We start from the raw sequence: 17852 nt of genomic DNA, 5'->3' as shown, positions 1-17852 counted from the left end.
GCGTCCCCCCGCGTGATCTGCGGGTATGCACGGATCTGAGCGCTTCAGGAGGGTTTGAGAACTGTCGCGTCAGGCGTACTCGGTAGGTCTCGGACTCGTCCGGGCCGAGACCTGTGCTGGGGGTCCACAGCGGGTGTGGAAGCAGATAGGGTGCGAGACTCATGCTTTCACAGGAGGGGCACAGCATGCGAGGTTGGACGCTCACCGGACTCGTCGCGGCGACAGGCCTGATGACGACCGCACTGGCGGTCGTGCCGGCCGACGCGGCCACCGGCGCCGAGCCGGTCGCCGTACGCACCGCCACGGAGGTGAGCGCGCCGGTGCCGACGTTGAACTGGACGAAGTGTCCGGAGTACGGGCGGCGGATGCGGTGCGCCACCGCGTCGGTGCCGCTGGACTACGACCATCCGTCCGGCCCGGCCATCAAGTTGTCGCTGTCCAAGCTCCCGGCGAAGAACCAGGCCGCGAAGCTCGGCTCGCTGTTCGTGAACCCCGGTGGCCCCGGGGGCACCGCGACGGACTTCACTCCGTTCGCGGCGCAGCTGTTGGGCCGCACCGTCCGGCAGAAGTACGACGTCATCGGGATCGATCCCCGTGGCGTGGGTGCACACAGCCAGGTCGTCTGCCGCGGGACGCGGCCGATACCCACCGGCCTGGCGTTCCCGATCACCGTCAAGCAGTCACGTCAAGCATGGGCGGCTGCGCAGTGGGAGCGCCGGGCCTGTCAGAAGGACGGCAACGCCATCGTGGCGCACATGTCGACGGCGGACACCGCCCGCGACATGGACCTGATCCGGCAGGCGGTCGGCGATCAGGTGCTCAACTACTACGGGATCTCCTACGGCACCTACCTCGGCGCCACCTATGCGGCGATGTTCCCCGACCGGGTCGGCCGACTCGTCGTCGACGGGGTGCTCGATCCGGTGAAGTGGGCCACCGGCAGTGCGAGCACCCGCAATCGGCCGTTCAGCACCCGGGTCAACAGTGCCCGGGGCGCCTACGAGGCGCTGGTCAGCGCACTCGACGAGTGCGATCGGGTCGGGACGAAGCGGTGCGCCTTCGCCGGCGGCGCGACCGCCAAGTGGCGGACGCTGGCGCGGCGGGCCAAGCACGGACGGCTGCGCTACGGCGGCGACCGGCTGAGCTACCAGGATCTGGTCGGAGGCACGTTGTCGATGATGTACGACGGCCGCAGCTACCGCTTCCTCGCACGCTTCCTGAACCAGCTCTGGCGAGCCTCCCAGCAGCCTGGCAAACACCGCACGGCGCGGGGACTCACCGCTGCCCGCATCCGGAAGATGGCGCAGCAGGTGATCGCCGCGCCCTACGCCCCGACCGCGGCGCGGAGGACCGTGCCCTTCAGCGACGGGTTCGCCGGGGTGGCGTGCGCCGACACCGTCAATCCGAAGAAGCGGGCCGCCTGGTGGCACGCCGGGCGGAGCCAGGACCGGCGTTCGCCGTGGTTCGGCTCGCTGTGGACCTGGGTCTCCAGCGCGTGCGCGAACTGGCCGGCGAGATACTCCGCCGATGCCTATCGAGGGCCGTTCAAGGCGACCACCGCGAACCCGGTGCTGATCGTCGGCAACGCCCACGACCCGGCTACCCCGGTCTCCGGCGCTCGTCGGCTCGCCACCCTGCTCGACGGATCCCGGTTCCTGTTGATGAACGGCTGGGGTCACGGCGCCCTCGGCAACTCCTGCGTGACCGCCGCCTACAACAGGTACTACGCGACCGGCACCCTGCCCGCGGAGGGCAAGGTCTGTGCCGCGGACAGGCCGCTGTTCCCCAAGCGAAGCTGACGCCAGGCGGGATCTTCCGGGCCGGTCGGGCCGGTCTGTCCCCGATTGGATGCGGCGTGGCCCGATGGGTTATGGTTCCACCGCTCCTGCAAACGAGACGTCGGCTGCAGGGAGCGCCAAGGCCCCGTAGCGCAGTTGGTTAGCGCGCCGCCCTGTCACGGCGGAGGCCGCGGGTTCAAGTCCCGTCGGGGTCGCCACCTGATGCAGTCAGGGTCAAGGCCCTCCGGCAAGTGCCGGAGGGCCTTGAGCGTTTCCGGGGCTCTTCGACGTTGTGGCGATCTCCGCTGACGGACGGACGTCGAGATCGCCGCGTGCATCCTCGAAGAGGACCACCCCTCGGACTGGTGGGAGAGGAGCGCCCCGACAAAGGCCCTGAGCTCCCGACGTACGCTCGCCGCCTGACCTCCTGTCGGGGCCACCTGCGTCGCGCGAGCGTTCACCGATGCTCCGGCACACTGGCCGTATGCCCATCGAGATGGACGCCGAGCGTTTCGACGAACTGGTCGACCAGGCGCTGGACTCGATCCCGGCCGAGCTGGCGGCGCAGGTGCACAACCTCGCCGTACTCGTCGAGGAGTGGCCGCCACCGGGGGAGCCGCGGAGCCTGCTGGGGTTGTACGACGGTGTGGCGATGACCGAGCGCAACGACCTGTGGGCGGGCGGCCTGCCGGATCGGATCCTGATCTTCCGCCAGCCGCTGCTGGCGATGTGTGCGACCGAGGAGCAGCTCGTCGAGGAGGTCCGGATCACCGTCGTCCACGAGATCGGACACCACTTCGGCCTCGACGAGGAGCGGCTGCACGAGCTCGGCTGGGGCTGACCGCGGCTGGTCCGCTCGCCCGGGTCGGCTACAGCGCCGTGCCGATCACCCAGCCGAGCGCGCTCGCGGCGAGTCCGGCGGCGAGCGACGTCACGACGTTGAACGTCGCGGCCCGATAGTTGCCCGTCTCGATCAGCCGCCAGGTCTCGTAGCCGAAGGTGGAGAACGTGGTGAGCGCGCCGCAGAAGCCGGTGCCCACCAGGGTGAGCGCCCACGACGGCAGCCCGGCGCCGTACGCCGCCCCCGCGACCAGCCCCAGGATGAACGATCCCGTCACGTTCACCACGAACGTGCCCCACGGCACGATCGAGTCTCGCCGGGTCTGCACCCACTGGTCGGTCAGATAGCGTGTCGGAGCGCCCACCAGCCCACCGAGGACGACCAGGAGCGCGGTCACGAGTCTGCCCGGGGCGGTCGACCGGTGTCGATCACCTCGACGCCGGTCAGGGTCATCAGCCGGCCTTCGACGAGCTCCGCGACATCGGCGGCGAACTCCCGCAGCCGCGCAGGGGTGTCGACCAGGATCACCAGGCTGGGCAGGTCGTCGCTGAGCGAGAGGATCCGCTCGGTGTGGATCCGCTGGGACAGGCCGAAGCCGGCGGTCCCGTCCAGCACCGTCGCCCCGGCGAGCCCGGCCTGGTGCGCCCGACGGAGGAGCTCGACGGTGAGCGGGCGGTGATTGACGCGGTCGTTGGCCCGGGCGTAGACGGTCAGCTGAGCCGGGCCGGCGGCGATGGTCATCGGTTCTCCAAGCGGTTGCGGTAGGTGTTGGCACGGATCAGCAGTCGCCCGAGGCTCAGGCCAGCGAAGACCGCCACCAGCCCGAGCGCCACCGAGCCGAACAGGTAGAGGGCGGCGGTGCCGACCTCGCCGGCGGCGAGCAGGCCACGGGTCTCCAGCTGGTAGGTGGAGAAGGTGGTGTAGCCCCCGAGTACGCCGACCCCGAGGAACGGGCGCAGATAGCGGGTGTGCGAGAGCGGTCCGAGCATCAGTGCCATCAACATGCCCAGCAGCAGCGCCCCGGAGAGGTTGGTGACGAAGGTCGCGAACGGGAATCCACTGCGATGCGGCCAGGCCTCGGCGAGACCCCAGCGCGCCAGGCTGCCGAGCGCGCCGCCCACGGCGATCACCGGCAGCAGATCGGCGTGGGCCCGGCCGAGCTCCGCCAACGTCGGCCGGGCCGGCCTGGGCGGCCGGTCGGGCGACGGGTCGGCCCGCCGGTCCGACATGGATCGGGACATGCTGCACCTGCCTGGCAACGAGATCGGCTCGAGTAGGGACTGTTGGTGCCGAAGCACGGTTCTCGGCGAGCCCCACCGCCATCGCGGCCGAGTTTAGATGATCCGCCGGGACGTCTCGCCCGTCGCGCGACCCGTCGGCTCATCCGCGTCCGGCTCGGTGGCCGAGCCCCGAGGATGTCGCCAGGCCGCGCGACCGCGCGGTTCAGTGCACCGCGTGCCCGTTGTCGCTCGGCCATGGGCGGGGCGATGCCCCCGCCGCCTGACCGAGGAACTCCCCGAGGAACCAGCGCTGGAAGCGCACCTGCTCCGGGGTGCGTGCCAGCGCCAGCAGTCGCTCCTGCCGACAGAACTCGTCGGCCACCTCGAGCAGCTCGAGGAATCGACCCAGGGTGCCCGCCGCCGACGGTGGGATCCGAACGTCCACGTCGGCCCGGCTGGCACCGACCGCCAGCGCCTCGGCCAGCTGCTCCTGCCCGATGCCGTCTCGCAGCTGCCGCTCGAGCGCGGTGAACAGGTCCGAGAGCGTGGCCGCCAGCGGGTAGTTCTCGGCGTGCGCGACCGCCAGCAGCCGCACCTCGCGACGCAGCTCGCGGAAGTGATTGGCGAAGCCCCGGAAGAGATCCAGCGGTACGTCGAGGACCCTGATCTCGACCAGGTCGCCTCGGTCCGTCCGCGGCTCGGGCACCTCGACGTGCCCGGTGAACCGTCCCTCGACTCCCGGCCCCTCGGAGAGCTCCGCGGCCGGGCAGAACCAGACCACCTTGCCGTCCTGCTCGATGTCCGCACCCCAGGCCACACTGGCCCGCGAGACCAGGGAGAGGCCACGCCCGAAGGTGAGCATCAGGTCGTCATCGGTGGCGGCACCGATCGGCGGTGGCACCGGGCGCTGTGCCGAGCCGTCGCGGACCTCGACCCGGGGATGCACCCGGGTGCCGCGCACCCGCACCTCGATCGGGTCCCGCCCGTGCATCACCGCGTTGCTGACCAGCTCGGAGACCCCCAGCTCGGCGCTCTCTCGCAGCTCGGGTCGGCCGATCGCCACACACACCGAGGAGACGAGGTCACGCGCGCGCTTCGCCCCGTCGTCTCCGGGCCCCAGGGTGAGGGCCGGCCGGTTGAGCGACACCGATGCTCCTCTGCTCTCCCGCGGGCTGTCCTCCGGTGCCGGCCTGCGCCTCGCCGACATCATGGTCCACCGATGATGGTTCCATCGGCATTGTGCGCCACCTTGCTGTGCGTAGACCATGGATGTGACCAGATGAACGACGCTCCGGGAGCCGATCACCGGGGCGCAGCCTCGCCGCCGGAGCGCCGAGCCGTCCGGCGGCACCGTTCCCCCGACGCCTGGTATTCCCGGCGGAGGTGTGAGAAGACAGATGAGGGCCTGGTTACCCGCTCACGGCCTCGACGGGACACAATGGTCAATGGAACGATCTAATTCAGGCACGGCATCGCGACACCAAGCTCAACGGAAGGGTTGAGGGGCATGACAGCGCAGGCAGGCAAGCACCGGGTCGTCATCATCGGCTCCGGGTTCGGCGGCCTCTTCGCAGCCAAGGAGTTCAAGCGCGCCGACGTCGAGGTGACGGTGATCGCGAAGACCACCCACCATCTCTTCCAGCCGCTCCTCTACCAGGTCGCGACCGGCATCCTGTCGCAGGGGGAGATCGCGCCGCCGACCCGGGAGATCCTCGCGAAGCAGAAGAACGCGACGGTCCTGCTCGGCGAGGTCACCGCCATCGACATGACCGCCAAGCAGGTCACCTCCGAGCTGCTGGGCCGCACCACCGTCACGCCGTACGACTCCCTCATCGTCGCCGCCGGTGCCGGTCAGTCCTACTTCGGCAACGACCAGTTCGCCGAGTTCGCCCCCGGCATGAAGAGCATCGACGACGCGCTGGAGCTTCGCGGCCGCGTCTTCGGCGCGTTCGAGCTCGCCGAGATCGGTGCGGCCCGCGGGGAGAACGTCGACCACCTGCTCACCTTCGTGGTCGTCGGTGCCGGCCCGACCGGCGTCGAGATGGCCGGGCAGATCGCCGAGCTCGCGCGCCGTACGCTCAAGCGGGACTTCCGCCACATCAACACCAAGCGGGCCCGGGTGGTGCTGGTCGACGCCGCACCGCAGGTGCTGCCGCCGTTCGGCGAGAAGCTCGGCGAGAAGTCCAAGGCGGCGCTGGAGAAGACCGGCGTCGAGGTGATCCTCGGAGCCATGGTCACCGCCGTGGACGAGCGCGGCCTGGAGATGAAGTTCAAGGACGGCAAGGTCCAGCGGATCGAGTCGGTCGCGAAGATCTGGGCCGCGGGCGTGCAGGCATCCGAGCTCGGCAGGACGCTCTCGGAGCAGACCGGCGCCGAGCTCGACCGGGCGGGCCGGATCGCCGTCAACGCCGACCTCACCCTGCCGGGACACCCGGAGGTCTTCGTGGTCGGCGACATGATCGACCTGAACCATCTGCCGGGCGTCGCCCAGGTGGCGATCCAGGGCGCCAAGCACTCCGCCAAGACGATCAAGAACCGGCTCGTCGGCAAGCCCGAGCCCGGCGACTTCAAGTACTTCGACAAGGGCTCGATGGCCACCATCAGCCGCTTCCGCGCGGTGGTGAGCGTCGGGAAGATCCAGATGTCGGGCTTCCTGGCCTGGCTGATGTGGCTGGTCGTCCACCTCGCCTACATGACCGGCTTCCGCAACCGGTTGACCGCGACCCTGCACTGGCTCATGTCCTTCATCGGCCGTGACCGCTCCGAGCGCACCACCACCATGCAGCAGATCTTCGCGCGCTCCGCGCTGGAACGGATCGACGGCGGTGCCGCCGGACTCGTCTCCGACCCCGGCGAGATGGACCGTCAGCTCGATGCCCGGCGCAAGGAGCTGGAGGCACAGGCGGCCGAGGAGGCGCGCCTCACCGACGAGCACGAACGCGGGGTCGCCTCCTCCACCTCGTGAGTCGCCGGCGTCGGGCGCGAGAATCGGGTTGTCCGCGGTGGGCGGTCACTGGTCTGCTTGACCGGTGACCGCCCTCGTCGCTCCGACCACCGACCGTTACCCGGAATGGGCCGAGATGGTCGCCGAGTTCGAGCCCGGCCAGATGCACGGGTCCGGACTGGTCGAGGCCAGGTGCGACGCGCCGTCGGCCGCCGAGCTCGAGCGGTTGGTACGCCGGTTCGCGCGGTACGCCGACCCGGCCGCGACGCTGCCGTCCGGCAAGGTGCACTGTGACTACCGTTGGATCGCCGACGCGGGATTGATCGGCTTCATCGCGATCCGGCACACGCTGAACGACTTCCTTCTCGACGTCGGTGGCCACATCGGCTATTCGGTCCGGCCCTCGCGCCGTCGCCAGGGGCACGCCACCCGTGCCCTGGCTCTGGCGCTCGACCGGGCCGGTGAGCTTGGGCTCTCGCGCGTGCTCGTCACCTGCGACGTCGACAATGCCGCCTCGGCGGCGGTGATCGAGGCGAACGGCGGTCTGCTCGAGGACGTCCGGGACAACTCGGCCCTCGGGTCCGGGCTGGGCCTGACCCGCCGCTACTGGATAGCGGTCACCGGCTGACGATCTCGCCGCCGCGGCTGCGGTCCAGGGCGCGGGAGATGACCATCCGCTGGATCTGGTTGGTGCCCTCGAAGATCTGCGTCACCTTCGCCTCACGCATGTAGCGCTCCAGCGGGAAGTCCCGGGTGTAGCCGTAGCCGCCGAGCACCTGGACCGCGTCGGTGGTCACCCGCATCGCGTTGTCGGTGGAGACGAGCTTGGCCACCGAGGCCTCGGTGGAGAAGGCACATCCCAGGTCTCTCAGCCGGGCCGCCGACCGCAGCGTCGCGCGGCTGGCCACGACCGCGGCGGCCATGTCGGCGAGCAGGAAGGCGAGCCCCTGGTGATCGATGATCCGCTCGCCGAACGTCTCGCGTTGCTGGGCATAGGCGACCGCCTTGTCCAGTGCTCCCTGCGCCAGGCCGGTGGCGACGGCGGCGATCCCGAGGCGGCCGGAGTCGAGCGCCGCCAGCGCCAGCTTCAGCCCGTTGCCCTCGCCGCCGATCAGTCGATCGGCCTCGATCCGGACACCGTCGAAGCGCATGGTCGCGGTCGCCGATCCGGTCAGGCCCATCTTGTGCTCGGGCGGGTCGGCGTGCAGCCCGGCGACATCTCCCGGCACCAGGAAGCAGGAGATGTCGCCGCGCTCATCGCCGGTGCGCGCCATCACGGTGTAGTAGTCGGCTTGCCCGCCGTGGGTGGTCCAGGCCTTGGTGCCGGTGATCACCCACGCGTCGCCGTCCCGGACGGCGCGGGTGCGCATCGCCGCCGGATCGGAGCCGGCGTGCGGCTCGGAGAGGCAGTACGCGCCCAGCAGGTCGCCGCCGAGGATCTCCGGGAGCCAGCGCCGCTTCTGTTCCTCCGTGCCCGCGGTGACCAGCGGATAGGCGGACAGGGCGTGGACCGAGACGCCCACCCCGATCGACGCCCAGACCGCGGCGAGCTCCTCGAGGACCGCCAGATAGTTCACGTAGGAGAGACCACCGCCGCCGTACTCCTCGGGGTAGGGCAGCCCGAGCAATCCGGCCCGTCCCAGCATGGTGAAGATGTCGCGCGGGAACTTCTCCTCGGCCTCCGCCGTCGCCGAGCGCGGGGCGAGTTCCTCGGCGGCGATGGTGCGGACCAACCGCAACAGATCGGCGGCCTCCTCGGAGTCGACGACGTGGCGCGCGGGCATGGATCCCACGGTAATACCTGGATGTCCTACCAACCAGGCCGACCTCACCGGTCTCGAGGGTGCGAACGGCCGTTGCTGGCCGCGCTGGGCGGCGCGTGGGATCCTCGGGGAAGAGAAGCCTCCTCGTCGTACATCCGCCGGAGGCGTAGGTGGCCGGGAGGTGCAGTGGTCAAGCGGGTCTCACTCGCCGATGTCGCCCGTGCCGCGGGCGTCGCCAAGGCGACCGCGTCGCGGGCGCTGTCCGGTCGCGACGACGTCGGTGCTGCCACCCGCGCTCGGATCCTCGACATCGCCGCCGACATGGGCTACCACCCCCACCGGGTCGCGCAGGCGCTGCGCACCGGCCGGGTCGGGATCCTGGCGGTCTCCGTCCCGCTCGACGATCCCGCCACCGCGGGGGTGCTCCGCGTCGTCGCCCTGCGCGCCGCCGACCACGGCTATCAGGTGCTGATCGACACCGAACGTCGCGGTGCCGAGACCGTCGCGGCGGACCGGTTCCAGGCGACGACGGTCGACGGTGTGCTGCTGGTCGGTGCGGCGGCGGCGCTTCCGGTGCCGTGTGTGGTGGTGGAGTACGGCGACGACCTGGAGCAGGCGGTGATCGCCGGTGTCGACGACCTGGTGGCGCACATCGACGGCACCGGCGCGCGCGTCACCGACCGGCGTTCGGTGGTGCCCGCTTCTTGACCTGACGTGTGACGGCCGACATACTCGTCCGGAATCGGTTCCGGAACCGATTCCGGAGACGATCTCGCGCGTGAGGTCGGAGGAGGACTGATGACTGGCCACACCTGGTATCTGCTCGCGGTGTTGGTGGTGGCGATCGCCGTACTGATCGCGCTGATCAACTCCAAGGTCCGGATGCACCCGTTCGTGGCCCTGATCGTGGTCGCGGTGGCGACCGGGATCGCGGCCGGTGAGGCACCCGCCGACATCGCGGAGAGCATCGAGGACGGCGCCGGTGGCATCCTCGGCGACGTCGGTCTGACCCTCGCGCTCGGCACCATGCTCGGCCGGTTGATGGCGGACTCGGGCGCGACCGAGCGGATCGCCGGCGCGATCGTCGATCGCTCCACCAGCAGGACGCTGCCGCTGATGATGGCGCTCGCGGCGTTCGTCATCGGGATTCCGATGTTCTTCGAGGTCGGCCTCATCGTGCTGCTGCCACTGGTGTTCAGCGTCGCCGAACGGGTGCGGCGCGAGCGGCCCGAGGCTCCGTCGCCGTACGTCATGCTCGTCATCCCGACGGTCGCCGCGCTGGCCACGCTGCACGGCATGGTGCCGCCGCACCCGGGCCCGCTGGTCTCGGTCGACGGCCTGCACGCCGATCTCGGCAAGACGATCATCATCGGATTCATCTGCGCGATCCCCACCATCCTGCTGGCCGGCCCGGTCTTCGCCCGCTTCATGGAGTCGCGGGTCAGCGTCGAACCCGATGCCGCCCTGGTCGAGCAGTTCACCCACCGCGCCGACGCCCCGCACGGTGCCATCGCCGGTGCCGGTGTGCCGGCGGCCTCGAGCGGGCGCCCGGGCACCGCGACCCGGGGTGTGCCGGTGGCGCTTGCGCTGTGCGCCATCGCCGTACCCGTGGTGCTGATGCTCTTCCGCACGGTCGTCGAGGTGATCGCCGACGAGGGCAGCGGAATCTACAAGGTCGCCGAGCTGGTCGGCGCGCCGACCATCGCGATGCTCATCGGCTTCCTCTTCGCGCTCTACTTCCTCGCCTTCGCCCAGGGCCGGGAGGGCGAGGACATCAGGCGGTCGGTGTCGGAGAGCCTCAAGCCGATCGTCGGCATCCTGCTCATCATCGGCGGTGGCGGCGCCTTCAACGGTGTGCTCAAGGCCTCCGGGATCGGGGACGCGGTGGCCGACGCGGGATCCAGCCTGCACGTCAACACGATCGTGCTGGCCTGGCTGCTCGCGCTGCTGCTCTCGGCCTCGACCGGATCGGCCACCGTCGGCATCGTCTCCTCGACCGGCATCGTCGCACCGCTGGTCGCGACCGACGGCAGTTGGTATGTCTCGTTGGTGGTGGTGGCGATCGGTGCCGGCTCGGTCGGCCTCAACTACGTCAACCACGCCGGGTTCTGGCTGGTGAAGGAGTCCTTCGGGATGACGATGGGGCAGGCGGTGAAGATCCACACCTCGGTGCAGACCCTGGTGAGCGTCATCGGATTCGCGATGGTGCTCTTCTTGTCGATCTTCTTCTAGTGCCCGCGGCACGCGCGAGGACGTCTGCTCGGCCGCGATCGGTCGATCCGAGTTCAGCTCTCGAGCCCGTGCTCGGCGGCTGCGGCGTCGAGGGATGCGACGTGCCCCGTGAGGGGCTCGAACCCTCGACCCATGGATTAAAAGTCCACTGCTCTGACCAGCTGAGCTAACGGGGCAGGGACAGTCTGCCAGCCGTGGTGGACACGGTGGAATCGGCCTGTCGGGGTCGCTGGGACCCGGCGCGAGCCGGTCCCCGGGACGCCCGGCTCAGGTGTTGGCCAGCTCGGGCTCACCGGTCGGGGTGGGATCCTTGCGGTGCGGCACGGTGAGGACCAGCAGTGCCGCCAGCACCGAGGCGACGGCGCAGACCGCGAACAGCCAGCGGTACGCCGACAGGCTGGAGGTCGCATCGACGACCTGGCCGTCGACGACGCGATAGACCAGCGAGCTGGCCAGGATGCTGGTGCCGATCGCCGTCGCGAGCGTGCTGCCCAGGCTGCGGAACAGGGTGTTGAGCCCGTTCGCCGCGGCGATCTCGTGCGGGGGCGTGTGCGCGTTGATCAGGGCCGGCATGGCGGCGTACCCGATCCCGACGCCGATGCCGCTCACGGTGGCGCCGAGGATGACCTCCCACAACGAGCCGGTCAGGGTGATCCGCAGGATCCAGCTGACCGCCACGATGGCGGCGCCCAGCGCCAGCGTCTGTGGTGCGCCGCGCAGCGCGATGATGCGTGCGGCGACCGGCGAGAGCAGCAGCATCGCGACGCCGCTGGGCAGCATCGTCAGGCCGCCGACGAAGAGGCTCGACCCGAAGCCGTAGCCGGTCCAGGTGCCGGCCTCGACGAAGGTGGCGGTGCCGATGAACGAGGCGAACAGGGCGAAGCCGAAGCAGATCGAGGCGAGGTTCGTCATCACGATCGGGCGGCGCTTGAGCGCGCGCAGGTCCACCAGCGGGTCATCCCGCCTCAGCTCCGCCAGCGCCAGTACGACGAAGAGCACGGCCGCCGCGGCGAACAGGAGCCACACCCGCCCCGAGGACCAGCCCCAGTCGTGGCCCTGCTCCAGCGGCAGGATCAGGCAGACCAGTGCGCCCGAGAGCAGGACCGCGCCGATGAAGTCGACCCGGCCGCCGGTGCGGCTCTTGGACTCCGGGACGATCGCCAGGATGCCGACGAAGGCCGCCGCGCCGATCGCGGCGTTGATCCAGAACAGGGTGTGCCAGTCGGCGTTCTGGGCGACCAGGCCGGCCAGCGGCAGCCCGAGGGCGCCGCCCACGCCGAGCATGGCGCTGATCAGCGCCACCGCCGAGCCGACCCGTTCGCGGGGGAGCAGGGTGGCCAACAGGCTGATGCCGAGCGGGATCGCCGCCGACGAGGCCCCCTGGATGGCACGACCGACGATCAGCCAGGTGATGCTGTCGGAGAGCGCGGTGATCAACGAGCCGACGGTGAGCGCGCCGATCGCCACCAACAGCATGCGGCGCTTGCCGAACATGTCGCCGAGACGTCCCATGATCGGCACCGTGACCGCGGCGACCAGCAGGGTCGAGGTCAGCAGCCAGTTGGCGCTCTCGCCGTACTCGCTCTGGAGCTCGGCGAGGACCGGCACCAGCACCGACTGGCTCAGCGAGACGACCAGCGCACCGAGACCGACGAAGAGCAGCTCCAGATTGGCGCGCGAGGCCGAGGTGTGGCTGCGGCTGTCGGCGTCCGCCGCCTCGGCGCCGGGCGCGGTGGTGGGGGCAGTGGGCTCGGACATGGGTTCCCTTCGCACGAACGGTTCGTCGGCACTCTAGGCCAAGAGTGACACAGAGTGTCAACTCTGGCACGAGTGCTACTGTCGGACCGAGATGTCAGCCGGAACCGAGACCCTGCGAGACCTGGCCCGCAATGCGGTGCGGGAGGAGGTCTCCCGGCACGCCTGGGAGCTCTTCGCCAGCCAGGGGTTCGAGGCGACCACGGTCGATCAGATCGCGGAGGCGGCCGGCATGTCCCGCCGTACCTTCTTCCGCTACTTCTCCGGCAAGGACGAGCTGGTCTCCGAACGGCTCGTCGAATCCGGCGGCCGCGTGGCCGCCGCCCTGGCGGCACGTCCGGCGAGCGAGACGCCGTGGCAGGCCCTGCGGGCGGCCTTCGACGCGGTGGTGGTGCCCCAGGAGAACCTCGAGCAGGCCAGGAGGATCCAGCTGATGCTGCGCGACGAGCCGAGCGCTCGCCCGGGGCTGGAGGAATGGCGACGGCGATGGTCGGAGCTGCTCGCGCCGCAGCTGGTCGAACGGCTGGACGATGAGGCGACGGGGGAGTCCGAGCTGCGTGCCGGCGCGCTGGTGGCGTGTGCGATCTCCTGTCTGGAACAGGCCCAGCGCGCCTGGGCCACCGACGCGGACGCGAGTCTCGGCGAGGTGCTCGACGTCGCGATGTCGGCGATAGCGCCGCTGGATTGAGCCGTACGACGCCGTGGCCGGTCGTGCCGAGTCCTCAGACCCGAGGATGGCCGATCGGTACCTGAGGCGGAGGCGGTCGGCCGGTTCGGTGGGAAGGCTGGCGTCATGACCATTCAGATCACCGAGGCACATCAGATCACCGAGGCGCGCCAGTGCCGTGCCGCAGCGGTCTCCGTCCGAGCCGGTCGGGAGGGTGGGGCGTGAGCGCGGCGTGGGAAGGTGTGGCCGTGAAGCGGACCTCCTGGCTCGACTGGGTTCCCGAGGTCGTGCTGGCGATTCTCGTGCTCGCGATCGCGCTCTGGCAGGCGCCCTGGATAGGTTCGTGGCAACTCCAGACCGGCGACGCGCAGCGCCTGATCGTGATCACCTATCTACTCCCGGTCGCGGTCGGGCTCTGCCGGCACCTGCCCTCTCTCGGGTTGGTGATCGTGGCCGTCATCGGCTACCTGCACATCGGGTTCCACACGCCGTTCGTGCAGGTCGAGATCGCCGCCCTGCTGGTGGTCTTCGGCGCGGCCCGATGGGGTCGGTCGGCGACGGCCGGCGCGGGTCTGATGATCGGCCTGCTGGGGCTCTTCATGGTCGGTGACGACTTCGGCGTCTACCAGGACGACGACCGTGGCTTGATCGGGTCGGTTTCCGGCAGCGTGATCCTCCTGCTCTGCCTCGGCGCCTGGCTGATCGGCATCGCCCTGCGCTTCCTGGCCCGTTCCCAGTCCTCCGAGCGCTCGAAGGCACGGGCCGAGGATGACGCCGCCCGCGCGATGAGCGAGACCGCGCAGGCCCAGGAGATCGCCCGGCTCCAGGAGGAACAGGCCCGGCTGGCTCGCGACGTGCACGACGTGGTCGGGCACAGCCTGGCGGTGATCCTGGCGCAGGCCGAGTCCGCTCAGTTCGTCGATGACGCGACCAAGCTGAAGCAGACGATGGCCACCGTCGCCGACGCCGCGCGCAGCTCGCTGCAGGACGTCCGCCAGGTGCTGGCCGGCACCCGTCAGCCGTTCGCCACGACCGCTGGCCTGGACGAGCTGATCGCCGGCCTCCGGGCCGGCGGGCATCGGGTCGAGGTGAATGAGATCGGGAGGCCGCGCCCGCTGCCTCCCGAGATCGACACCGTCGCCTACCGGGTGCTGCAGGAGATGCTCACCAACGCGCTCAAGCACGGTCGCCGGGACCGGCCGGTGATGGTGGAGCGAGACTGGAACGGCTACGCCGGTGACCTCCGGCTCGAGGTCACCAATCTCGTCCCCGTCGCTGCCGACCAGGCCCAGCCGATGGCCTCCCAGGACCTGCCCGGCCACGGACTCGCCGGGATGCGCCGCCGGCTCGACGCGGTCGGCGGTCACCTCGACGTACGCCGGAAGGCCTCGCCGGAGGGCACGACCTTCGCCGCCACCGCGTGGATCCCGGCGGGTGGCAGCCGGTGAGCGAGGCGTCTCAGTGGCCGGCCGATGACATCACCGTCCTGTTGGTGGATGATCAGGACCTCTTTCGCGAGGGCGTCCGGATCATCGTCGACGCTCAAGACGGCATGCATGTGGTCGGCTCGGCCGGTGATGGCGTCGAGGCGGTCCGGATGGTCGAGGAGCTCTCGCCCGATGTCGTGCTGATGGACATCCGGATGCCGGAGATGGACGGCGTCGAGGCGACTCGGCAGATCTTCGCCGCCGAGCGGATCGCCCGACGGGGCGGACCCGTCAGGGTCATCGTGCTCACCACGTTCAACCTCGACGACCGGGCCGCCACCGCGATCAGGTACGGCGCCAGCGGATTCCTCCTCAAGGACACCACGCCGCGGCAGTTGCGCGACGCCATCCGCACCGTGCACGCCGGTAACGCGGTCCTCGCGCCGGCCGACCTCGCCCAGTTGCTCGACGAGCAGTTCCGTACGCCGGCGGAGCCACCGCCGGCGTACGTCGCGTTGACGGAGAAGGAGCGCGAGGTCTTCGGCGCGGTCGCGCGGGGTCTGTCCAACAGCGAGATCGCCGCCACGATCTTCGCCAGCGAATCGACCGTCAAGACCCACGTCGGTGCGCTGCTGCGCAAGCTCGGGCTGCGCGACCGCGTGCAGATCGTCGTCTTCGCCCACGAGCACGGGCTGGTCTGAGCGAGATCGGGGTGGGAGATGTCACGGCGCTGTCGAATGCCGTCGCCCACCCCGATGAGCCGATAATCGGGACCGCCCGGCCATCGCGACCCCAGGAGACCACCATGAGTGCGCCGACGAAGCGCCGCCGTCATCTGATGGACCCGAACAACCCGGTGCGCCCGGTCAACGACGCCTCGCTGACCAACGTGCAGCGGTGGGTCTTCTCGGTGTTGGCCGTGTTCACCATTGCGCACCTGGCCATCGGCCTGGTGGTGGCCGGCGTGATGATCGACCCCGACCAGCCGTCGGCCCGGATCGGGCTGTGCATCATCGCCGGCGCGTTCGGGGTGATCGGTGTCGCGGCCGGGTTCGCCATCCACCGCACGAACCCGTTCCGCCCGTGGCTGCTGCTGGGCCTGCTGCCCACCGTCGTCGGCCTGGCGCTGGTGCTGGGCTGACGATGTCGACCGGCCCGGTCAGCTGAACTGCGGGGATCGCGCGTGCTGGAAGATCAGGTTCGTCTCGGTCAGGGCGACATCGCGGTTGCTGGAGAGGTTCTCCACCACGAAGGCGTTCAGGGCGTCGCTGTCCGGTGCCGCGACGTGGACGAAGAAGTCGTGTGCGCCACCGAGCAGGAAGACGTTCAGGACGCCGGGCAGCTCGGCCAGCTGACGCAGATAGGCGCTGAGCCGACCACGGGCGTGCCCCTGCATGCGGACCGCGATGATGGCCTGCAGCGAGCGGCCGGCGAGAGCCTGGTCGACGTCGGCGTGGAAGCCGCGGATCACGCCGCTCTCGCGTAGCTGGCGCACCCGGGCGAGGCAGGTCGAGGGGGCGATGCCGGCCTTGGCCGCGAGCGCGTTGTTCGGCACTCGGGCGTCCAGCGAGAGCTCGCGCAGCAGGATGTGATCGATCTCGTCGAGCCGCACCGCGGTCTCGGTGCGGCGTTCGAGTCCGCTGCCGGACTGCCGAATCATGTTCGATGCGGTGGGTGTCTGACTGCGCACCGGTGACGATTGAGATGCCATTGCGGCATCCTAGAGAATTTTGTTCGCATCTGTGGTGCTCGGACGAACATCTGCGTCACCATGCCAGGGAGAGCTCAGCACTCCGCCGGCCCGATCGGTCCGGCGATCACCCTGCCACGGAGGCACACATGCGGGTCGGCGTACCCAAGGAAGTCAAGAACCACGAGTACCGGGTGGCGATCACCCCGATCGGGGTGCACGAGCTGGTCGCGCATGGGCACGAGGTGGTGGTGGAGACCGGCGCCGGCGTCGGCTCCGCGATCACCGACGAGGAGTACGTCGCCGCCGGCGCGCGGATCCTGCCGAACGCCGATGAGACCTGGGGTGCGGCGGAGTTGGTGCTCAAGGTGAAGGAGCCGATCGCGGAGGAGTACCACCGGCTGCGTGCGGACCTCACCCTGTTCACCTATCTGCACCTGGCCGCCGACAAGCCGCTCACCGAGGTGCTGCTGAGCTCGAAGACCACCGGCATCGCCTATGAGACGGTGCAGCTGGCCGACGGCGGACTGCCGCTGCTGTATCCGATGTCGGAGGTGGCCGGCTGTCTGGCGCCGCAGGTCGGGGCGCACTGCCTGATGAAGGCCGAGGGCGGTCGCGGGGTGCTGATGGGCGGCGTCGGCGGCGTGGCCAACGCCAAGGTCGTGATCATCGGCGCGGGTGTCTCCGGGCAGAACGCCGCCAACATCGCGCTCGGCATGGGCGCCGACGTGACCCTGCTGGACACCAACCTGGACAAGTTGCGGATGTCGTTCTGGCGCTACAACAACCAGGTCCACGGGCTGGCCTCCTCCAAGCTGGTGCTCGAGGAGCACGTGCGTCAGGCCGACCTGGTCATCGGCGCGGTGCTGATCCCCGGCGCCGCCGCGCCGAAGCTGGTCAGCAACGAGCTCGTCGCCCAGATGAAGCCGGGCTCGGTGCTCGTCGACATCGCGATCGACCAGGGCGGCTGCTTCGAGGACAGCCACGCCACCACGCACGCCGAGCCGACCTACCGGGTGCACAACTCGACGTTCTACTGCGTGGCCAACATGCCGGGCGCCGTACCGAACACCTCGACGTACGCGCTGACCAACGCGACCCTGCCCTACACCGTCGCGTTGGCCAACAAGGGCTGGCGGCAGGCGCTGCGCGACGACGCTGCGCTGGCCGGAGGCCTGAACACCTACGCCGGTCAGCTGACCAACCGGCCGGTCGGCGAGGCCGTCGGCATCGACGCGGTCGGCGTGGCCAGCGTGCTGGCCTGAGGGCGCACCTGCGCTGACGCGCCGTGCGCCGCGGGGCTCAAGCCCCGGCTCGTGGCCGGGCCAGCCGCTTGGCGAACGGCTCGGCCAACCGCGGCGCCAACGGGCCGACGATGGCGAGCACCAGCACGTACGCGGCGGCGGTCGGGGCCAGCTTTGCGGTCACCGAGCTGGCCACCAGGCCGGCGATGATGATCGAGAACTCGCCACGCGGCACCAGCGCGGCGCCGGCCCTGATCCGGCCGGGCCGGCCGACGCCGGCGCGGCGGCCGG

18 protein-coding genes, 2 tRNA genes and 1 pseudogene are annotated in these 17852 nt (G+C 70.3%); 12 read left to right on the top strand and 9 right to left on the bottom strand.

Annotation, left to right across the window (positions count from 1 at the left end):
• The first annotated feature begins 185 nt into the window (after window positions 1-185).
• The 3 genes from QM638_RS15130 (at window position 186) to QM638_RS15120 (ending at window position 2619) form a co-directional block, all read left to right on the top strand.
• Entirely contained in the window at window positions 186-1799 is a 1614-nt protein-coding gene (locus QM638_RS15130) for an alpha/beta hydrolase (protein WP_415143101.1), read from the top strand.
• A 120-nt stretch (window positions 1800-1919) separates the two neighbouring features.
• Window positions 1920-1996, top strand: a tRNA-Asp gene (locus QM638_RS15125).
• Between the two features lie 266 nt (window positions 1997-2262).
• Window positions 2263-2619 (top strand): metallopeptidase family protein, encoded by a 357-nt coding sequence (locus QM638_RS15120; RefSeq protein WP_415143099.1) that lies wholly within the window; start codon window positions 2263-2265, stop codon window positions 2617-2619.
• Between the two features lie 28 nt (window positions 2620-2647).
• On the opposite strand, the gene crcB (QM638_RS15115) is transcribed toward QM638_RS15120, so the two are convergent.
• From crcB (QM638_RS15115) to QM638_RS15100, 4 genes are all read right to left on the bottom strand, one after another.
• Window positions 2648-3016 carry a fluoride efflux transporter CrcB gene (gene crcB, locus QM638_RS15115; RefSeq protein ID WP_415143097.1) on the bottom strand — a complete coding sequence of 123 codons (369 nt, stop codon included), beginning with the start codon at window positions 3014-3016 and terminating at the stop codon, window positions 2648-2650.
• On the bottom strand, window positions 3013-3360 hold the full coding sequence (locus QM638_RS15110; RefSeq protein ID WP_415143095.1) for a DUF190 domain-containing protein: 348 nt from the start codon (window positions 3358-3360) through the stop codon (window positions 3013-3015). Before QM638_RS15110 ends, crcB (QM638_RS15115) begins: the two co-directional genes overlap by 4 nt.
• Window positions 3357-3860 (bottom strand): fluoride efflux transporter CrcB, encoded by a 504-nt coding sequence (crcB, locus tag QM638_RS15105; RefSeq protein ID WP_415143094.1) that lies wholly within the window; start codon window positions 3858-3860, stop codon window positions 3357-3359. Before crcB (QM638_RS15105) ends, QM638_RS15110 begins: the two co-directional genes overlap by 4 nt.
• A 202-nt stretch (window positions 3861-4062) precedes the next feature.
• Window positions 4063-4986 carry an ATP-binding protein gene (locus tag QM638_RS15100; protein ID WP_415143092.1) on the bottom strand — a complete coding sequence of 308 codons (924 nt, stop codon included), beginning with the start codon at window positions 4984-4986 and terminating at the stop codon, window positions 4063-4065.
• A gap of 360 nt (window positions 4987-5346) precedes the next feature.
• Here QM638_RS15100 and QM638_RS15095 point away from each other — a divergent pair, with 360 nt between their 5' ends.
• Together QM638_RS15095 and QM638_RS15090 are read left to right on the top strand one after the other, a co-directional pair.
• The gene (locus QM638_RS15095; protein ID WP_415143090.1) at window positions 5347-6804 is read left to right on the top strand and encodes an NAD(P)/FAD-dependent oxidoreductase; all 1458 of its coding nucleotides are present in this window, start codon (window positions 5347-5349) and stop codon (window positions 6802-6804) included.
• Window positions 6805-6868: 64 nt separating this feature from the next.
• Complete coding sequence (locus tag QM638_RS15090; protein ID WP_415143088.1) at window positions 6869-7411, top strand: GNAT family N-acetyltransferase; 543 nt, start codon at window positions 6869-6871, stop codon at window positions 7409-7411.
• Here QM638_RS15090 and QM638_RS15085 read toward each other — a convergent pair.
• Window positions 7401-8567, bottom strand: coding sequence for an acyl-CoA dehydrogenase family protein (locus QM638_RS15085; protein WP_415143086.1), 1167 nt, complete (start codon window positions 8565-8567; stop codon window positions 7401-7403). The two genes, QM638_RS15090 and QM638_RS15085, sit on opposite strands and share 11 nt — an antisense overlap.
• A gap of 165 nt (window positions 8568-8732) precedes the next feature.
• Here QM638_RS15085 and QM638_RS15080 point away from each other — a divergent pair, with 165 nt between their 5' ends.
• A complete protein-coding gene (locus QM638_RS15080) occupies window positions 8733-9254 on the top strand; it encodes a LacI family DNA-binding transcriptional regulator (RefSeq protein ID WP_415143085.1) in 522 nt (173 codons plus the stop codon).
• Between the two features lie 90 nt (window positions 9255-9344).
• The gene (locus QM638_RS15075; RefSeq protein ID WP_415143083.1) at window positions 9345-10778 is read left to right on the top strand and encodes a GntP family permease; all 1434 of its coding nucleotides are present in this window, start codon (window positions 9345-9347) and stop codon (window positions 10776-10778) included.
• Window positions 10779-10880: 102 nt separating this feature from the next.
• On the opposite strand, the gene QM638_RS15070 is transcribed toward QM638_RS15075, so the two are convergent.
• Together QM638_RS15070 and QM638_RS15065 are read right to left on the bottom strand one after the other, a co-directional pair.
• Window positions 10881-10954, bottom strand: a tRNA-Lys gene (locus QM638_RS15070).
• Window positions 10955-11045: 91 nt separating this feature from the next.
• Window positions 11046-12536, bottom strand: coding sequence for an MFS transporter (locus QM638_RS15065; protein ID WP_415143081.1), 1491 nt, complete (start codon window positions 12534-12536; stop codon window positions 11046-11048).
• A 91-nt stretch (window positions 12537-12627) separates the two neighbouring features.
• Between QM638_RS15065 and QM638_RS15060 the strand changes: the two genes are divergently transcribed.
• The 4 genes from QM638_RS15060 to QM638_RS15045 all read left to right on the top strand — a co-directional run bounded on the left by QM638_RS15060 (window position 12628) and on the right by QM638_RS15045 (window position 15768).
• Window positions 12628-13221: a TetR family transcriptional regulator gene (locus QM638_RS15060; RefSeq protein WP_415143079.1), complete on the top strand. Its 594-nt coding sequence runs from the start codon at window positions 12628-12630 to the stop codon at window positions 13219-13221.
• Window positions 13222-13448: 227 nt separating this feature from the next.
• Window positions 13449-14648 carry a sensor histidine kinase gene (locus QM638_RS15055; RefSeq protein WP_415143077.1) on the top strand — a complete coding sequence of 400 codons (1200 nt, stop codon included), beginning with the start codon at window positions 13449-13451 and terminating at the stop codon, window positions 14646-14648.
• The gene (locus QM638_RS15050; protein ID WP_415143075.1) at window positions 14645-15328 is read left to right on the top strand and encodes a response regulator; all 684 of its coding nucleotides are present in this window, start codon (window positions 14645-14647) and stop codon (window positions 15326-15328) included. The genes QM638_RS15055 and QM638_RS15050 overlap by 4 nt, the downstream gene beginning before the upstream one ends.
• A gap of 104 nt (window positions 15329-15432) precedes the next feature.
• Window positions 15433-15768: a hypothetical protein gene (locus tag QM638_RS15045; protein WP_415143073.1), complete on the top strand. Its 336-nt coding sequence runs from the start codon at window positions 15433-15435 to the stop codon at window positions 15766-15768.
• An 18-nt stretch (window positions 15769-15786) separates the two neighbouring features.
• Here QM638_RS15045 and QM638_RS15040 read toward each other — a convergent pair whose 3' ends face one another.
• A complete protein-coding gene (locus tag QM638_RS15040) occupies window positions 15787-16338 on the bottom strand; it encodes an Lrp/AsnC family transcriptional regulator (protein ID WP_415143071.1) in 552 nt (183 codons plus the stop codon).
• Window positions 16339-16466: 128 nt separating this feature from the next.
• Between QM638_RS15040 and ald the strand changes: the two genes are divergently transcribed.
• A complete protein-coding gene (gene ald, locus QM638_RS15035) occupies window positions 16467-17582 on the top strand; it encodes an alanine dehydrogenase (protein ID WP_415143069.1) in 1116 nt (371 codons plus the stop codon).
• Between the two features lie 37 nt (window positions 17583-17619).
• Here ald and QM638_RS15030 read toward each other — a convergent pair.
• Window positions 17620-17852, bottom strand: a pseudogene (locus QM638_RS15030) (cation:proton antiporter); the annotation flags it as partial.

It is taken from the genome of Nocardioides sp. (assembly GCF_047606145.1).
Lineage (GTDB): Bacteria > Actinomycetota > Actinomycetes > Propionibacteriales > Nocardioidaceae > Nocardioides.
The sequence above is the reverse complement of the archived record's forward strand: the minus strand, read 5'-3'. Positions and strand labels throughout refer to the sequence as shown.

Bases quoted from the DNA above. Each gene is read 5' to 3' on its own strand.
- QM638_RS15065 (WP_415143081.1), bottom strand. From the start codon at position 12,536: ATGTCCGAGCCCACTGCCCCCACCACCGCGCCCGGCGCCGAGGCGGCG.
- crcB (WP_415143094.1), bottom strand. From the start codon at position 3,860: ATGTCCCGATCCATGTCGGACCGGCGGGCCGACCCGTCGCCCGACCGG.
- QM638_RS15120 (WP_415143099.1), top strand. From the start codon at position 2,263: ATGCCCATCGAGATGGACGCCGAGCGTTTCGACGAACTGGTCGACCAG.
- QM638_RS15110 (WP_415143095.1), bottom strand. From the start codon at position 3,360: ATGACCATCGCCGCCGGCCCGGCTCAGCTGACCGTCTACGCCCGGGCC.
- QM638_RS15060 (WP_415143079.1), top strand. From the start codon at position 12,628: ATGTCAGCCGGAACCGAGACCCTGCGAGACCTGGCCCGCAATGCGGTG.
- QM638_RS15085 (WP_415143086.1), bottom strand. From the start codon at position 8,567: ATGCCCGCGCGCCACGTCGTCGACTCCGAGGAGGCCGCCGATCTGTTG.
- QM638_RS15095 (WP_415143090.1), top strand. From the start codon at position 5,347: ATGACAGCGCAGGCAGGCAAGCACCGGGTCGTCATCATCGGCTCCGGG.
- ald (WP_415143069.1), top strand. From the start codon at position 16,467: ATGCGGGTCGGCGTACCCAAGGAAGTCAAGAACCACGAGTACCGGGTG.
- QM638_RS15075 (WP_415143083.1), top strand. From the start codon at position 9,345: ATGACTGGCCACACCTGGTATCTGCTCGCGGTGTTGGTGGTGGCGATC.
- QM638_RS15130 (WP_415143101.1), top strand. From the start codon at position 186: ATGCGAGGTTGGACGCTCACCGGACTCGTCGCGGCGACAGGCCTGATG.
- QM638_RS15040 (WP_415143071.1), bottom strand. From the start codon at position 16,338: ATGGCATCTCAATCGTCACCGGTGCGCAGTCAGACACCCACCGCATCG.
- QM638_RS15045 (WP_415143073.1), top strand. From the start codon at position 15,433: ATGAGTGCGCCGACGAAGCGCCGCCGTCATCTGATGGACCCGAACAAC.